Source organism: Anaerovibrio sp., assembly GCF_024697385.1.
Lineage (GTDB): Bacteria > Bacillota > Negativicutes > Selenomonadales > Selenomonadaceae > Anaerovibrio.
This window is the reverse complement of sequence record NZ_JAILFV010000072.1, coordinates 1-16,423: the sequence shown is the minus strand read 5'-3', so window position 1 is coordinate 16,423 and position 16,423 is coordinate 1. Positions and strand designations below refer to the sequence as shown.

At 41.4% G+C, this 16,423-nt stretch carries 15 protein-coding genes, 1 pseudogene and 1 other annotated feature; of the genes and pseudogenes, 2 read left to right on the top strand and 14 right to left on the bottom strand.

Annotation, left to right across the window (positions count from 1 at the left end):
* Nucleotides 1-2,157: pseudogene (locus K6C05_RS03745) on the bottom strand (hypothetical protein); the annotation flags it as partial.
* Nucleotides 2,158-2,342: 185 nt separating this feature from the next.
* Nucleotides 2,343-2,588 (bottom strand): hypothetical protein, encoded by a 246-nt coding sequence (locus K6C05_RS03740; protein ID WP_296731403.1) that lies wholly within the window; start codon nucleotides 2,586-2,588, stop codon nucleotides 2,343-2,345.
* Here K6C05_RS03740 and K6C05_RS11005 point away from each other — a divergent pair.
* Nucleotides 2,564-2,752: a tyrosine-type recombinase/integrase gene (locus K6C05_RS11005; protein ID WP_363317157.1), complete on the top strand. Its 189-nt coding sequence runs from the start codon at nucleotides 2,564-2,566 to the stop codon at nucleotides 2,750-2,752. The two genes, K6C05_RS03740 and K6C05_RS11005, sit on opposite strands and share 25 nt — an antisense overlap.
* A gap of 233 nt (nucleotides 2,753-2,985) precedes the next feature.
* Here the strand turns inward: K6C05_RS11005 and ilvB are convergent, their stop codons facing one another.
* The 8 genes from ilvB to murB all read right to left on the bottom strand — a co-directional run bounded on the left by ilvB (nucleotide 2,986) and on the right by murB (nucleotide 11,235).
* The gene (gene ilvB / locus K6C05_RS03735) at nucleotides 2,986-4,659 is read right to left on the bottom strand and encodes a biosynthetic-type acetolactate synthase large subunit (protein ID WP_296731400.1); all 1,674 of its coding nucleotides are present in this window, start codon (nucleotides 4,657-4,659) and stop codon (nucleotides 2,986-2,988) included.
* A gap of 17 nt (nucleotides 4,660-4,676) precedes the next feature.
* The gene (leuB, locus tag K6C05_RS03730; protein WP_296731398.1) at nucleotides 4,677-5,744 is read right to left on the bottom strand and encodes a 3-isopropylmalate dehydrogenase; all 1,068 of its coding nucleotides are present in this window, start codon (nucleotides 5,742-5,744) and stop codon (nucleotides 4,677-4,679) included.
* Between the two features lies 1 nt (nucleotide 5,745).
* Nucleotides 5,746-6,246, bottom strand: a complete 501-nt coding sequence (locus K6C05_RS03725; protein ID WP_296731394.1) for a 3-isopropylmalate dehydratase small subunit — start codon at nucleotides 6,244-6,246, stop codon at nucleotides 5,746-5,748.
* A gap of 1 nt (nucleotide 6,247) precedes the next feature.
* Entirely contained in the window at nucleotides 6,248-7,507 is a 1,260-nt protein-coding gene (gene leuC, locus K6C05_RS03720) for a 3-isopropylmalate dehydratase large subunit (RefSeq protein ID WP_296731392.1), read from the bottom strand.
* Nucleotides 7,508-7,794: 287 nt separating this feature from the next.
* Nucleotides 7,795-8,811: a ketol-acid reductoisomerase gene (gene ilvC, locus K6C05_RS03715; protein ID WP_296731389.1), complete on the bottom strand. Its 1,017-nt coding sequence runs from the start codon at nucleotides 8,809-8,811 to the stop codon at nucleotides 7,795-7,797.
* Nucleotides 8,792-9,322, bottom strand: coding sequence for an acetolactate synthase small subunit (gene ilvN, locus K6C05_RS03710; protein WP_296731387.1), 531 nt, complete (start codon nucleotides 9,320-9,322; stop codon nucleotides 8,792-8,794). Before ilvN ends, ilvC begins: the two co-directional genes overlap by 20 nt.
* A gap of 38 nt (nucleotides 9,323-9,360) precedes the next feature.
* Nucleotides 9,361-9,574: a binding site (T-box leader), on the bottom strand.
* Between the two features lie 273 nt (nucleotides 9,575-9,847).
* Nucleotides 9,848-10,318 carry a CYTH domain-containing protein gene (locus tag K6C05_RS03705; protein ID WP_296731384.1) on the bottom strand — a complete coding sequence of 157 codons (471 nt, stop codon included), beginning with the start codon at nucleotides 10,316-10,318 and terminating at the stop codon, nucleotides 9,848-9,850.
* Nucleotides 10,318-11,235 carry a UDP-N-acetylmuramate dehydrogenase gene (murB, locus tag K6C05_RS03700; RefSeq protein WP_296731382.1) on the bottom strand — a complete coding sequence of 306 codons (918 nt, stop codon included), beginning with the start codon at nucleotides 11,233-11,235 and terminating at the stop codon, nucleotides 10,318-10,320. Before murB ends, K6C05_RS03705 begins: the two co-directional genes overlap by 1 nt.
* A gap of 230 nt (nucleotides 11,236-11,465) precedes the next feature.
* On the opposite strand from murB, the gene K6C05_RS03695 reads away from it, so the two are divergent.
* A complete protein-coding gene (locus K6C05_RS03695; protein ID WP_296731379.1) occupies nucleotides 11,466-13,103 on the top strand; it encodes a GDSL-type esterase/lipase family protein in 1,638 nt (545 codons plus the stop codon).
* Between the two features lie 222 nt (nucleotides 13,104-13,325).
* Here K6C05_RS03695 and K6C05_RS03690 read toward each other — a convergent pair whose 3' ends face one another.
* The 4 genes from K6C05_RS03690 to K6C05_RS03675 all read right to left on the bottom strand — a co-directional run bounded on the left by K6C05_RS03690 (nucleotide 13,326) and on the right by K6C05_RS03675 (nucleotide 16,174).
* Nucleotides 13,326-14,231: a serine acetyltransferase gene (locus tag K6C05_RS03690; RefSeq protein WP_296731377.1), complete on the bottom strand. Its 906-nt coding sequence runs from the start codon at nucleotides 14,229-14,231 to the stop codon at nucleotides 13,326-13,328.
* Between the two features lie 248 nt (nucleotides 14,232-14,479).
* Nucleotides 14,480-14,779: a hypothetical protein gene (locus K6C05_RS03685; RefSeq protein WP_296731375.1), complete on the bottom strand. Its 300-nt coding sequence runs from the start codon at nucleotides 14,777-14,779 to the stop codon at nucleotides 14,480-14,482.
* Between the two features lie 15 nt (nucleotides 14,780-14,794).
* Nucleotides 14,795-15,385 carry a gamma carbonic anhydrase family protein gene (locus K6C05_RS03680; RefSeq protein ID WP_296731371.1) on the bottom strand — a complete coding sequence of 197 codons (591 nt, stop codon included), beginning with the start codon at nucleotides 15,383-15,385 and terminating at the stop codon, nucleotides 14,795-14,797.
* 93 nt (nucleotides 15,386-15,478) lie between these two features.
* The gene (locus K6C05_RS03675; protein ID WP_296731367.1) at nucleotides 15,479-16,174 is read right to left on the bottom strand and encodes a DUF554 domain-containing protein; all 696 of its coding nucleotides are present in this window, start codon (nucleotides 16,172-16,174) and stop codon (nucleotides 15,479-15,481) included.
* Between the last annotated feature and the right edge of the window lie 249 nt (nucleotides 16,175-16,423).

The window sequence follows — 16,423 nt, the reverse complement described above, 5'->3', positions numbered from 1 at the left end:
TTGGTTGGACTCAAAAACGATATATTCCTCATTATCATTATTCACCCCATCAAAGCCTTGTTTTGCTAGCAAGTCTCTTGCCTTTATACCGGCTTCCTTTTGCCCTTTATAGGTATTAAGAGCTTTGTAACCTTTGGCACTTTTTGCAGGATTTTTAATATTCAGGAAGAAGGCCCTAACATTATTACCATATCCCATTGCGTCTTCGCTCCAAGGAGAGAAGAAACTACCCTGTATATCCATAGAAGAACGGTTTTTTGAGGCATCAAATACATCAAAATTATTATCACTGCCATGGTATACAACTAACGGCTCCCCATTCTCATCAACCACCTTGGAACTCATGTTGATTTTATCAGCAATTTGTGATATATTTAAATCAACCAAATCGGAGGTGGCCGAATCAGTTTTTTTAACCTGGCTCGGCAAGTTACCCTCCGATTTTTTTAATTCCATGACTTCTATACTATAAATACTTCTTCCAGTTTTTGTATTGTTTACTACTTTTACAGTAAAAGTAGCTAAAGCTAATTCGCCGCTCTTTAACAATATAGGTGCGCTAAAGTTTTCTTTAGCTTTAATTTCCTTATTTTTATCTTCGCCGGTATAACTTAAAATTGAGTTTTCAAAAAGCTGTTTGATGTTATTTACGGCAAGCAGGTGATCTTGCAAAGTGAAACCATTTTCCATAGACTTTCTTACAGCTTCACCACTTATCAATTTTGATCTACCAGCTTTACTTATTTGGGCATCAACCATACTATTTGCAGATACAAAAATAGTTTTTCTGTATTTTTCTATTGTTTGTTTTGCCACCTCCACAGTGTCATCATCAAATGCGGGAATTGCCTTTGAATACATCTCCCAGTCACCGAACCATTCCTTAAATGCTGGTGTTCTCACAGCCAGCCACTGTTCTTCAGAAAGGTTAGTATCCTTACCATTAGGGGCCTTCATCCACTGGTCAGTGCCTTCGTATTGTTTACGGATTTCTGCCATCTGATTTTTTGCAGCCGCTCCGAGCTGGTTAAACTTGACAATCCCCAACTTATCCTGTATTGTAGAGATAGATAAAGGCGGTTGCCAGTGGGACAATGTTTCTGAGTTTTCGGAAATCATTACACTGGAGCCGCCTTTTTTTGCCCAATTATCAATTTCCGCATCAGTATCAAAAAACATTGTACCAACAAATACTCTGCCATTTGGCATAAATTCATACATTATGCCTGCATGACCTAATGAAGTATTTATCTTACATAAAACAGCTATTCCTCCATGGTACCCTCTGGATTTCATGTCTTGATATGTATAGATAAAATCCTCACTTCCATTTATTATTGCTATCGCCTGTTCTTTAGTTAACCCATGGTCGTTAATATCATGGACTATCTCCGTTGCAGGAATATCAAAATAATTACCTTTACTGCCTTGTAAATGATAATATGGCTTGTTGTTTTTAGACTGCTTGTCCTTGTTAATCTGTAATGCCTCATCATACGCTTTTTCAATATTATCTATTTTTGATTGATACATACCCTGGTTAAATCCACCCACGGTTTGGCCACCAAACTGGATAATATTTCTTTCCATATAATCCTTGGCAGTATAATTAGCGTTTCCTTTTTCCCGCATAAGCTTGGCGTAAATGTCAGCACGGCGGGCATAGATAATGGCATCCATACGGGCACCACGGGAAGCAAACCCAGGTGCATTTTTCAATTGTTCATATTTAGCACGATAAACCGAAAAGCCTTCTTTGGTCAGCCCTTCGGTTAATCTCATTTCCACACCGTTTAGTTCTTTCATCTTGTCTTTGATTTCATCAAGGGCTTTTATTTTTCCGTTGATTTCATCCAGCTTGCGGCCGCTCTCGGCAAATGCTTCGACCGGTCCCCGGAAGTCTCCAATCTGGGCATTACCTCTTACCATTTCTTCGGCCAGCTCTTCCTTGTCGGCCTTGGTCATGGCACGATAATTATGTTCTTTGGACCATTTGGAATACCACTGGAAATTATTGGTCGCACGAAAACCCTTCCCGTCCTCAGTAGGGATTACTACCGTACCATTACCGGAAGTCTCATTTATAAAATCCAAAGCAGGCTGTAAAAGCTCCATCCGTTCACTTTGGACCATTTTCATCATTTCATTCCAGCCCATAGCCGGGTTTTCCGCAAAGGTCATAATAATAGCCTTGCACATATCCTGCCGGGCCTTGCCCTGTTTATCGTTTTCATCAGCCGGGAAGTATTCTTCAGCCACAACATCAACCATATTTTTCAGCTGGTCAAGATGTTTCTGATCAGCTTCCTTTAACCGCTGTATTGTCTCTGTTGCTTCTTTTTTCATTCGGGCGATACTTTGTGCCTCTGTTTTATATGATGCACTTTCCAGAAGCTCTGGGGAGCTCTCAGCCTGGGCAAAGCATTCCAATGGAACTGCCAGTGTTCCCTTTTCTTCAATAGCAGTCTCCAGTGTTCCTCCGAAGAAATATTTGCAGCCTTGGCCACTGCCTCCAAATCCTTTCGGCCGCTTTCCTTTTCCATAGCCATTTCCGTATCAATATATACAATTTCATTCCCATGCTTCACTACTTCTTAATCAGGGTGCCAATGTTGCAGCTGTAGCCAAACGCCTGGGACATTCCTCGCCGGCCACCACACTTAATGTTTATTCCCATGTTTACCGTAACGAGGATATGACTATTGCCAATATGCTGGACAATGTAGTAAAGAAAAGGCAGCCTCCTGAATGAGGCTGCCTTATTCTTTGTTCGTCAAAATTTCGTCAAAGCAACTCTAATCTTTTTTAAATCCCCGACAAATCTGCGATAACCCCCTGAGCGTTTCATTCTTTATACTTATCGGAAGTAAAAATACAGAATTAGGGATTTTAAATGTCATGCCCTATATTCCCCTTGATTTATGCTTTAAAATTACATCATTTATTGAATGATAAAAGGAAAAAGCAAAATTTGAATTTAAGCTTTTATTTAAAATCTACAAATTCATTGATTTTTGCTCCACCCTTTATCATCGGTTCAACAAAGCTTCTGTGGAGATTTACCACAATTACATGTGGCTTATCTTCCTCAGCAACTGCCTTGGCAAAGGCATCAGCAAATTCATCCGATGTGGAAACATTGAAGGTATTTATGCCAAAGCTCTTGGCATATCCGGCATAATCCATATCATAGTCCAGTTCACAGGCGATATATCGTTCATTGTAATAAACATTCTGCAGCTGTCTAATCATTCCAAGACTGCGGTTGTTTACAATGATTGAAATAATCGGCAGGTTAAGTCGGGCTATTGTATAATATTCATTTCCGGTCATTTTTATTCCACCATCACCGGCAACATGAATTACCCTTCTTTTGCTTCCGCTATTAACATATGCCACCTGAGCACCCATCGCTGCAGGCAATCCAAAGCCCATTGTACCCAGGCCACCGGAGGTAAACCAGGTCCTTGGTTCCTCAACCCTCAGATGCAGTGCACACCACATCTGATGCTGTCCAACATCAGTAGCAAAGGCAAACTCCTTGCCGGCAGTTGCCCGGGCTATATGATTCAGGGCCCAAGGCAGAGTAAGTCTGTTTACTGCATAATCGTAAGCATATTCGGATTTCCATGATCTGATTGTTTCCCACCATTTATCCAGCTTGTGCAATGGACTGCGAGACATGAGCATTGCAAGAATCTTTTTCATATTGCCGGCAAGTCCTATGCTGCTGGCAATATTTTTATCGATTTCAGCCGGATCTATATCTATATGAATAAATTTTGTTTCGACTGTATACTTGGATAAATTACCGGTCTGACGGTCAGCAAATCGACTGCCCAGAGAAATGACCAGATCAGCATTGGCTATGGCATTATTGGCAGCCTTTTTTCCATGCATTCCGGCAAAGCCCAATACATTTTTGTGAGATCTGGGAACACCACCGATTCCCATAAGGGTATATACAATTGGTAAATCAAAATGCTCGGCAAAAGCAATAACTTCCTTGGAGGCATTGGCTGATACAACACCACCACCTACTATGATAACCGGGCGCTCTGCCTGACATATTACCTCAGCGGCTTCGGCTGCACATATTTTGAAATCAGCATCTGGTTCAGCATTCTTGGCTGAAACCTCATCCGGCTTATGGTAAGGAGCTTCATTCAGCAGTATATCTCGTGGAATATCCACCAGCACCGGACCCGGGCGCCCTTTTTTGGCAATTTTAAAGGCATCACGCAGGGTTTCGGCCAATTTTGCCGGATTTTTTACCTTATAATTGTGTTTTGTAATTGGCATTGTTACATCAAGAATATCTGTCTCCTGAAAGGAATCTCTCCCTAAAAGACCGGTATCTACCTGACCTGTAATGGCAACCACAGGAATGGAATCCATAAAAGCTGTTGCGATACCGGTAACCAGATTTGTGGCTCCCGGTCCGGAGGTAGCAATACATACACCTACCTTGCCGGTAGCCCGGGCATATCCATCAGCAGCATGAGCAGCATTCTGTTCATGAGTGACCAATATCTGCTTTATATCCTTTGCGTCATAAAGAGCATCATACAGTGGCAGAATCATGCCACCTGGATAGCCAAATAATGTATCAATTCCCTGTTCCTCTAAAATTTTTACAATAATTTGTGCTCCGTTCACTTTGACCTACCCCCATATCAGATATTGTCAAGTATCGCCTGAGTCATGGCTTCAGTATCTGCCTTTTTAAAGCCTTCATGCCATAGGTCAGCTGTACGCCAGCCAGCAGCCAAGGCATCATCAACAGCTTTTTCAATATCCAGTGCAGCCTGTTCTTCCTTCAAGGAATATCTGAAAAGCATAGCGGCTGAAAGTATGGTTCCTACAGGATTAGCTATACCCTTTCCGGCTATATCAGGTGCTGAGCCATGTATTGGCTCATACAGACTGGTAAGCTCACCAATTGAAGCTGACGGCATCATGCCAATGGAACCACCAATAACGGCAGCTTCATCACTCAGTATATCACCAAAAATATTTCCGGTGAGAATGACATCAAACTGTGTTGGTTTTACAGCCAGCTGCATTGCTGTGTTATCAACATAAAGATTGTTCAGTTCCACATCAGGATAGGCTTCTGACACTTCGGCTACTGTGCGTCGCCATAGGCGGGAGGTTGCAAGAACATTGGCTTTATCCACTGATGTTACCTTACAGCGACGAAGCCTGGCAGTTTCAAAGGCCAGCTTGGCGATGCGCTGTACCTCCGGTACGGAGTAATTCTCCAGGTCCCATGCTCTTTCAGCACCATTATGCTGTTCTGACTCACATTTTTCACCAAAATAAATTCCACCTACTAATTCCCGTACAATGACCAGGTCAACACCCTTGACCAGCTCCTGTTTTAGTGGCGAATATTCTGTCAGTGAATCAGCAACCTTTACCGGCCTGAGATTGGCATAAAGCCCCAAGCCCTTGCGTAGTCCAAGAATTGCCTTTTCCGGTCTTAAAGCTGGTTCTACACTATCCCATTTATCTCCACCAACTGCACCAAAAAGGATACCATCAGCTGCCTTACATGCATTTAACGTTTCATCAGGAAGTGGTACACCATATTTATCGTATGCTGTACCACCGGCATCCTTATAATCATATTCCAAATTCAGGGAATGCTTTGCCGCTGTTTTTTTCATTACAGCAACTGCAGAATCAGTTATTTCTTTTCCAATTCCATCACCTGGAATAACAACAATCTTTTTGGTCATGTTATTTTTTCTCCTTAATATAATTTATTAATCCACCTGCCTTGGCAATATCCTGAACAAAACCAGGTAATGGCTGGGCGTGAAATACATCCCCGGTGGTAAGATTTTCAATAGTACCGGTGGAGGTATCAACCTTCAGCTTATCTCCATGATGGATTTTCTTTACATCATCGCCTATTTCCAGCAGTGGCAGGCCAATATTTATTCCGTTTCTATAGAATATACGGGCAAAATCTGCTGCAATAACAACAGGTACACCTGCTGCCTTGATTGCAACCGGAGCATGCTCACGGGAAGAACCACATCCAAAATTCTTTCCAGCTACCATTATATCACCTTCGCTGACATTTGCAGCAAATGGTGCATCCTGATGCTCATCGCTGTCCTCCATGCAATGTGCTGCCAAATCCTTTGGATCAAAGGAATTTAAATACCTGGCAGGTATAATTACATCGGTATCGATATTATCACCATAGCGCCATACTTTACCTTCGTGTGCCATATCAATCAACCTCCTCAGGAACTGCAATCCTTCCGAGGATTGCACTGGCAGCTGCTACATAAGGTCCTGCCAAGTATACTTCAGAATCCACATGCCCCATACGGCCACGGAAATTACGGTTTGTGGTTGACACCGCCTTTTCTCCTGCTGTCATGATGCCCATATGTGCACCTAAGCATGGACCACAGGTAGGAGTACTTACAGCACACCCTGCTTCCACGAAAATATCCACAAAGCCGGCATGAATTGCATCCATATAAACCTGCTGTGAACCAGGAATAATAATACAACGGACATCAGGATGTACCTTATGTCCCTTGAAAATCTCTGCAGCCTGCTGTAAGTCTTCAAAACGACCATTTGTGCAGGAGCCGATAATAACCTGATCAATCTTTATCTCACCAATTTCAGATACCGGATGAGTATTTTCAGGAAGATGTGGGAATGCGACAACCGGAGTCAGTTTTGACAAATCAATTTTTATAACCTTATCATATTGAGCATCCGGATCAGCTTCTACAGGGGTATAATCATAATCTACCCGGCCCTTGATATATTCTTCTGTTATTTTATCATAAGGGAATATTCCATTTTTGCCACCTGCTTCAATGGCCATATTGGCAATTGTCAGGCGATCGGTCATTGTGAGCTCTCCTACACCATCCCCGGCAAATTCCAATGACTGGTATAGTGCGCCATCAACGCCTATTTGTCCAATAAGGGTGAGAATAACATCCTTGCCACAGATATTTTTTGGTTTTTTGCCTGTCAGTTCTACCTTTATCGTCTTTGGTACCTTAAACCAAGCTTCGCCGGTAGCCACGGCAACGCCAAGATCAGTGGAGCCCACACCTGTAGAAAAAGCATTTACTGCACCGTAGGTACAGGTATGGGAATCAGCGCCTATAATACACATACCTGGGGCAACGATACCTTTTTCCGGAAGGATAACATGCTCAATCCCTACCCGGCCAACTTCAAAATAGTTTTTTATTTTATTGGCTTTGGCAAAGTCCCTGACAGTTTTGGCAAGTCCTGCAGCCTTAATATCCTTGTTTGGTGTAAAATGGTCTGGTATCAGGGCAATTTTACTGTTATCAAATACCGGCCGTCCAATCTTCGCAAATTCCTTGATTGCCGGTGGCGCTGTGACATCATTGGCCAGAACCATGTCCAGTTTACAGGTAATAAGCTGGCCTGGTACTACAGACTCAAGACCGGCATGGCGGGCAAGAATCTTTTCGGTCATGTTCATTCCCATAATAATATTCCCTCCTAAATATTTTACAAAAATGGACTGAAGAACTCAGTCCATTTTTGTAAATATTAATACACTGACTAATATGAGCTTCACTCATATTAGCTTTACTCATTTTCCCTGAAATTAGCTGAAGCTTACTCAATGTTTCATGTGAGGGAGAACTTCCCTGCCGGCAAATTAAGTATAGCTTCTTTCATATCAGATAGATATGTGCTGTTGATAATAACGGCTTACACCAAAACAGGAGTAAGCCGTTACCATTGTTATCTTAATTTTTTATCCGAAAATCAGTCCTTGGACAGATCGTCGCCATCTTTAAGCCATGACATCATGCCACGGAGCTTGGCGCCAACCTTCTCAATCTGATGCTCAGCATTGATGCGTCGCATAGCATAGAAGTTAGCCCAGCCGGCAGAACGGTTATCGGTAAGGAATTTGTTGGCAAAGGTTCCATCCTGGATTTCCTTCAGAACCTGTTCCATTGCCTTACGGCTTGATTCATTGACAACTCTTGGACCTGACACATAATCACCATATTCAGCAGTATTGGAAATAGATTTACGCATTTTTGCCATACCGCCTTCATACATGAGGTCAACAATGAGCTTCATCTCGTGGAAGCACTCAAAATATGCAATTTCAGGCTGATATCCTGCAGCAACAAGAGTTTCAAAACCATTCTTGATAAGGGAGCATACACCACCGCAAAGAACTGCCTGCTCACCGAAAAGGTCAGTTTCAGTTTCTTCCTTAAAGGTAGTCTGGATACAGCCGGCACGAGTACCACCAATGCCACGGGCATAAGCCAATGCCAAATCAAAAGCATGACCTGTAGCATCCTGCTCTACTGCAAATACATCAGGAACACCGCCACCTTCTGTAAAGGTACGGCGTACGAGATGCCCCGGACCCTTTGGTGCAACCATGAATACATCCACATCAGCAGGAGGAATGATCTGCTGGAAGTGAATATTAAAGCCATGGGCAAAAGCCAATGCAGCACCTGGTTTAAGGTTTGGTGCAATTTCATTTTTATATACATCAGCCTGCTTTTCATCAGGAATCAGAATCATTACGATATCTGCAGCAGCTGTAGCTTCGCCGACAGGCAAAACCTTCAGGCCCTTGCTCTCTGCTACCGGCTTTGATTTTGAGCCTTCATACAGACCAACAATAACATTCAGTCCGCTTTCCTGAAGATTCAGGGCATGTGCATGTCCCTGGGAACCATAGCCAATAATGGCAACGGTCTTATCCTTGATAACTTCCCATTTAACATCCTGATCATAAAAGATTTTTGCCATAATACTCTCTCTCCTCACAATATTCTTGTATAGTATGCTCCCCACGCTCCAGGCCTGTAAGGCCAGTCTGAATTACCTCAAGTACCTTATACGAGGACAGGACCCGGTTAAAGGCCTTTACCTTGTCTTCACTTCCGGTAATCTCAAAGATCAGAGTCGTGGGCTGAACATCAATAACTCGGGCTCCGAAGAGCTCGGCCATTTTTAACACATCTAATCTATTGGTATCGTCTGCCTGTACCTTGATAAGTGTCATTACCCTATAAACGGATGATCCGTCATCCAGGCGTTTCACCACTTCAACATCAGGCAATTTTCCGAGCTGTTTGATTACCTGATCGATGATATATTCATCGCCACGAACCATAACAGTAATACGGGAAAACTCACTTGACTCGGTTTCACCCACAGTCAGGCTTTCAATATTAAATTCCCGCCTGGAAAACATACTGGCAACGCGTACCAATACACCTGGCTGATTTTTTACCAACACGGATAAAACATGTTTCATAAAAATCTCCCATAAAAAAAACCCTATTGCCTTACGGCAACAGGGGCGAAAATCGCGGTACCACCCTGCATTATACTCATGGCCTGTCATGAACAGAACCTTCATTAACGCTGAAACACGCCGATGCCTCCTGTATTTAACACTCGACATCGGAGCTCATGGGTGATGTCCGAATATTGTTTAATACCGGCTTCCAGCAACCCGGCTCTCTGTAAAAAAACTGATATCCATATTCCCAATCATTGCCACTTTTGTATAATTATTTCGTTAAATTTACAACCTTGTAAATATGTGTATATTATTGCGCTTTTAAATCCTTTTGTCAACATATTTTTGCTTATTTTTTTATATGTTTAGTACATTTTTGTAAAAATGTGCAGTAGAAATGAACATAAGTATCTAAAATGAAGGCATTTATTTGAAAGCAATTTATTAAATATGTATCTTAATTGATACCATTTTTGATTGGCTAAAATAAAAACTGTACTTTATTCAATGAATAAAGTACAGTAAAGCACGAAATATTTAGTATGTCCACCTTGTATAAGGATTTTTGATCAGGTTGGAATTGTAATACCTGGAATCATCTGACACTTCCCGAATTATCCATGGAGGAAGCTCTACCTTCTCATCTGGAGCTGACAGCTCAACTTCAGCCACAATAAGGCCTTCATTGTCGCCAAAAAAGACATCTATCTCCCATATATGCCCCTGGTATTCTTCAATATATCTTTTTTTTTCAATAAGTGGCTTCAGACATAGCTTATCCAGCAGATTGGCAGCATCGATATGAGGGATTTCATATTCCATTTCCAAGCGGGAAAGCCCCTCGTTGGCTCCTTTTATGGTAATATACCCCCTGTCTCCCCTTGTCCGTATGCGGACAATACGGTCCTTATCATCGGAAATATATCCCTGCCTTATTGAAAGACCCTTATTTGCAGGAACCCACTTATTTCTGTCCACAAGAAACTTGCGCTCAATTTCAACACCCATTACTGTTCTCCGATAATCCTTACCTCAGGATATAATTTAACGCCTTTTTCCTTGTATACCCTGTCCTGTACCTCTTTTATAAGGTCTAGAACATCCTGGGCGGTGGCATTTCCGGAATTAACCACAAAGCCCGCATGCTTATTGGAAATCTGGGCTCCACCTACCTGTAGGCCCTTGAGTCCGGTACTGTCAATAAGCGTTCCGGCGTAATAACCCTCAGGACGCTTAAAGGTACTTCCGGCACTTGGCATTTCCAATGGCTGCTTGCTCTCCCGGCGGCGGGTGTAATCATCCATCTTTGCCTGTATTTCTTCCCTGTTTCCGGGCTTTAGCTCCAATGTTATCTCAGAGATAGCCTGTCCGTTTGCCTGGAATACGCTGTGACGGTATCCAAAATTGAACTCATCCGGCCCATAGGTAAGAATCTTTCCCGTCTGGGTTACGGTTTTTACTTCGGTAACCACATTTTTCATTTCGCCATCATAGGCTCCGGCATTCATGAACACAGCACCACCGAGACTGCCTGGAATTCCAATGGCAAACTCCATGCCGGTAAGGCCATTATCGGCAGCAAATTGTGATACATGCTTTAAGTATGCACCTGCACCGGCAATAATCTTATTACCTTCACATCGCTTGTATGACATAGGTGCATGAAATTTAATAACAGCACCTCTAATTCCCTTGTCAAGCACCAATACATTGGATCCATTACCCAATATATTGAAGGGAATATCATATTGGTTTAACAGCTTAAAAATAATAGTAAGCTGCTCCATATTTGACGGAAAGATAAGATAATCCGCCGGACCTCCAATATTAAAGGTAGTATGCTTGCTCATCGGTTCATTTATATAAAACTGCTCTTCAGGCAGAATCTTGCGAATGTCATTAACGAAATCCTGATTAATATCCATTATTATAATTCTCCAAACTAAAATAATATACAATAACTAATACATTATAACCCTATTTTGATTTATTTTCCATAGATGATAAATATTTTTATGACTTGGACAAAGGTACCTCCTTCCTCTTTAGGTGGAATACATCTTTTTCCTCATTATATAATTGTTTCGTTGTTGTTGAATCTAATTTATTGTATAATTAAATTTGTGCATTAAAAACCGCAAAGGTGATTATATTAATGAAGAAGTTAAGAAAACTGTTGATAATTTTTATATCCTTTTTGTTGTTAATAAGTTGTTTTACTACATTATGTATATATCTGACTGAAAAAACAGACCTGTTCAATCTAAAGGATTTCAATATAAAAGCTCAATTTACTGAAACAGATGGCAAAATGGTCATGACATGGACACGATATCCATATCCTTGTTTCTATAAAATTGATGTATATTCCAAAACTACCGGCAAAGTGCCCGACAGTGATGAATACCATCATCTGAAATCGGATTATACCTTTTCTGATGTATATGATGTTCCCACCACTGCTATTCCAACCTATTATAGGGTTACTGCCTATGGAATATTCGGTCAGCTTTCCTCAAAGGAGCTTTTTGTTCCAAATCCTAATTATAATAATCCTATCCGACCTATTCCCATATTCAAATATACAAGGGAGCATCCGGCCAGCCTCATTCCTTATCTGGTATGGCACAGTGTTCCTGATGGCGTGTTATATGAGTTCGAGCTTTTGTCCGGACCGCCTGATGTTGAAAATAATGTCGAGCTTTCCAAGACCAACCATTTAACCTCCACGCAGCAGGTATTTACCAATGGGGTGCAATTTGACCTACGGCCATATGCCAATCAACCACAGTTGTACTGGCGGGTAAGGGCATTAAATCTTCGCAAGGAACCTATAGGTGTATTTTCCACGGCAGAGCCTATTGTTATTAAGGCAGATGAGCCAATCCCCAATAAGCCGCTCCTCAATAACTTTGATGTAATGCCTGGATTTTCTCAGCCTGTTTATCCTGTGTATCACTGGATTCCAATGTTTGGTGCTGACAGGTACGAAGTTGAATTATTGGCAGAACCGCCGGCTGAAGAAAATAATACCACACCTACACCAACCAGGGCATGGGCCAAGGTGGTTACCAACTCTTTCAGCTGCTATGATGAATATCCAAGATATTATTCCGGTAAGTACTATTGGCGTGTAAGGGCCCTTAGTGCCAACGGGGAAACAATTGGGGTGTATTCTGATACATCTACCTTTGAGGTTAAGCCTCATCTCACCCGTCCTTATGCTGCCGTATTTGGTGATAGCATTACCCATGGAGGTGGAGCAGTATCCTTCTCCCCTTCCAGTATGGAATACAGCTATACAACTTATCTGGATTTTCCTGCCATCAATATTGGCCGAAGCGGTGATACATCCAAAATGTCTCTGGCTCGCTTCGATAATGATGTCCTGCCAATCAGGCCTGTTAACCTGATAATTCTCACTGGTTCAAATTGCCTGAGGGACAGCTCTGTTTCAGCGGAAATGGTTATCCATGATCTTGAAGGTATTTATGAAAAGTGCGAGAAAAATGATATCAGACCGATATTACTGACTCTGCCACCTATTAATCCACCTAATATTATGCTGGCTTTCCATACCCCTACCGATCCATTTTGGCTGTTGAAAATGCAGAGAATCAATGCTTACATAAAATCAAAACCATATTATATTGATTTGGAACCATATTTTTATGATACAACCCATACCATCATGGATCCGAACTATGCCAATGATGGTCTGCACCCTGATATTATGGGTAAAATGCTCATGGCGGAAATCATAAATCAGCATAAGGATATGCTGAAGGATTAAGGAGGATTGCTGTGGATATTGATTTTTCAAAAATAGGACTGGGATTACTGCTTTTTTTCATTTTTGCTTTTGGCTTTGTCAGGTCATGGGGAAATAATCGTAACAATCCACCAAATAAATAATAAGATATTAATAGAGGTACAATAAAACGCAGAAGCATTTTGTTGTACCTCTTATTTTTATCTGCACCCGCAGACCTTTTTATATCAGTATTTTGCCGGATTAACCTTTATCAGGTATTATCTGTAATTCACTTTTTGTATTGCTTACACGCATTCCGGGTGGAACAGATGAAGTAATGAAGCAGCTGCCGCTTATAATGCAGTTATCTCCTATTATTGTTTCTCCACCTAATATTGAAGCATTGGAATAAATGGTGACATTATCCCCGATTGTCGGATGACGACGAAGACCGCGAAGCCCCTGACCTGCTCTTGTGGAAAGACCACCCAGTGTAACCCCCTGATAAAGCTTCACATGATTTCCAATAACTGTAGTCTCACCTATAACAACACCAGTACCATGATCAATAAAGAAATATTCCCCAATCTGGGCACCAGGATGAATATCAACTCCGGTTCTGTCATGGGCGTATTCTGTCATTATTCTTGGTATCATTGGTACCTCCAGCTTATACAGCTCATGGGCAAAGCGATTCACCATAATTGCATAAAAGCCCGGGTAGGAAAAAATGATTTCATCAAAGCTGGTAGCGGCAGGATCACCATCAAAGGCGGCCTGAATATCCTTTTTTAGATATTCACGAATCCTTGGCAACGAATCAATAAACACACCTACTATTGCTTCAGCATGCTCCTGTATTGTATCTGCTGGTTTATTTTTAAATTTAGGGAGCTGCTGCAGACAGACAGCAATCTGTTGGGTAAGGGCGAGCACTACCGCAGACAACCTGGCACCCATTTCATATCGCAGATAATAACTGCCCGGATTTTTCTGGTCAGCAAAATGTGCAGGAAAAGTAATGGCTACCAAATTATTAAGTATTTCAATAATCACATCACGGTCCACCTGCATATGTTCAAATAGTGTACTGGTCTTATGCGCTTCCAGTACATCCATAAAAATACTATCAGTAATGTTCTGTATTTTTTCATCCATGACTGACATATGTTATTCTCCCCTCTGATACATATATAGTCCATTTTCCGGTGCTATTACGGAAATTTCATAATCAATCGGCATAGGATTAATTCTACAATACTTTTCCACCATTAGCAAATCAGCATCCTGCAAAGAATTATATCCTTTTGCTTTTTCCAGTTAGAGTGCTCTTTTACCTGGCGCACATAAAACCGCTGCCAGTAGTTACTGACAGCGGCAAAATAGACTATTGAATGGCTCAATGGCCAATCGAGTTACATTCCCTTACCGGAATTATTACTTTTTCCTAACCTCAAATATATCCAGCTTAAACTGATGGTCATGCCAAATACACAGAGACTGGCCAGGAACTGAATATAATCAGCATAATAAAGCACTGAATAATCCTTTAATACCAAGGATATAATGTTGATTCCTGAAGCAATAAGCAAGGTATACAGACACTTCTTCTCAAATGGTTCGATTACTGTGGCATCCTTGCCATATGAATATGCCATTACTGAAAGAAAAAAGGTAATAAATGACAGTAAGGCACCCAAGTGACCAATTAACATCCTATATAACTCCTGTTAAACAATTTTTGACCCGTCGTATACTTCTCCACCTACATCAAGGCCCAGACCGTATTTTTCGGCCCATTCGGATTTGTATTTCACAGCCTGTGCATGAATGGATTTAAAACCATTTTCATCAAGGGTCTTCTTGACCTTAGCAGGACATCCCACAACAAGGGAATTTGGTGGTATTATCGTGCCCTTGGTTACCAAAGCCCCGGCACCTACAATTGAACCACGGCCAATTACAGCGCCATCAAGAACTGTAGCTCCCATTCCAATGAGACAATAATCCTCCACCGTACAGGCGTGAAGTGTTACACTATGGCCAACAGTGACATAATCTCCGATTATGCAGCCATAGTTATCAGCAACATGAAGGCAGCTGTTGTCCTGAACATTGCTATAACGGCCCACAACAATTTTATTGATGTCTCCACGAATCGTAACATTCGGCCATACGCTGGCATATTCCTTCAGTTCTACTTCGCCAATCAAAACGGCAGTGCTGAAGGCATAAGCTTTTGGATCAATTACAGGATATTTACCGTTAAATTCATAAATATAATGCTTGGCATCCTGTTCACGCAGCTTCACATATTCCATAATATAACACTCCTTTTTATTTAAAGATCATACAATTTGTATTATAACGCCATTTATGAAATTTTACCACCGATAATGAAACAACATATACCTTCAAAATCCAAAATACTGTGTAAGCATAAGCACCAAGGGTGCTACAATCAGTGCCGGCAAATAATTGATAACCTTGAATTTGGTCAGCTCCAGCATATTCAGGCCCAAGGCGAGGATAAGAAGACATCCGGTACAGGACATTTCATCAATTACAGCATCTGACAAATATGGGGCTATATACCCTGCCAGTATGACAATACCACCCTGAAACAGAAATGTAAAAGCCGCGGACCCCATAACCCCGACTCCCATTGCTGCAGTAAGCATTATACCAGCCACAAAATCCAACAGGGATTTTGTATAAAGCATCGTAAAATCCGATCTAAGTCCTGCATCCAAAGAACCTACTATAACCATGGCCCCCACATTCATTATAAGGCACGAGGTAATAAAGGCTTCAGTCAGCTTTGAGGAATTGCCCTTGCGGGCAAATTTCTTCAGCAGATTATCAGTAAATCTGTTAACATGGCCATCTGCATCAAGGAGTTCTCCAATGGTCAATCCAATGACAATGGAAACGATCAGGATAAGTATATTATCTTCCTTTATGGCTCCCTGTACACCTATTATAACGGTACATAGCCCCAAAGCCTTTATAATGCTGCCAGAAATATTTTCCGGAAGACCTTTCCTGATTATAAGACCTATTATAACGGCAAAAATAATTGCCAAAGTATTTACGATAACTGCAAACATCACATTACTCCTTCAAAAAAAAGTCATATTGCTATTATAACGCCATTATTTGATTTTTACCACAGGAAAAACTTGCTATAAAATACTAAAATGCCCCCTTTACTGATATGTAGTGACCCCATAAAGTTAGACCTTAACGGTAGTAGCAATTATTTGCTGCTACCGTTTTTTATGCTGCGGCATGACGTAAACGGTAGGCGACTGGGCTGAGCCATCCCAGCTTAGCTTTGATTCTTTGTTTATTGTAGT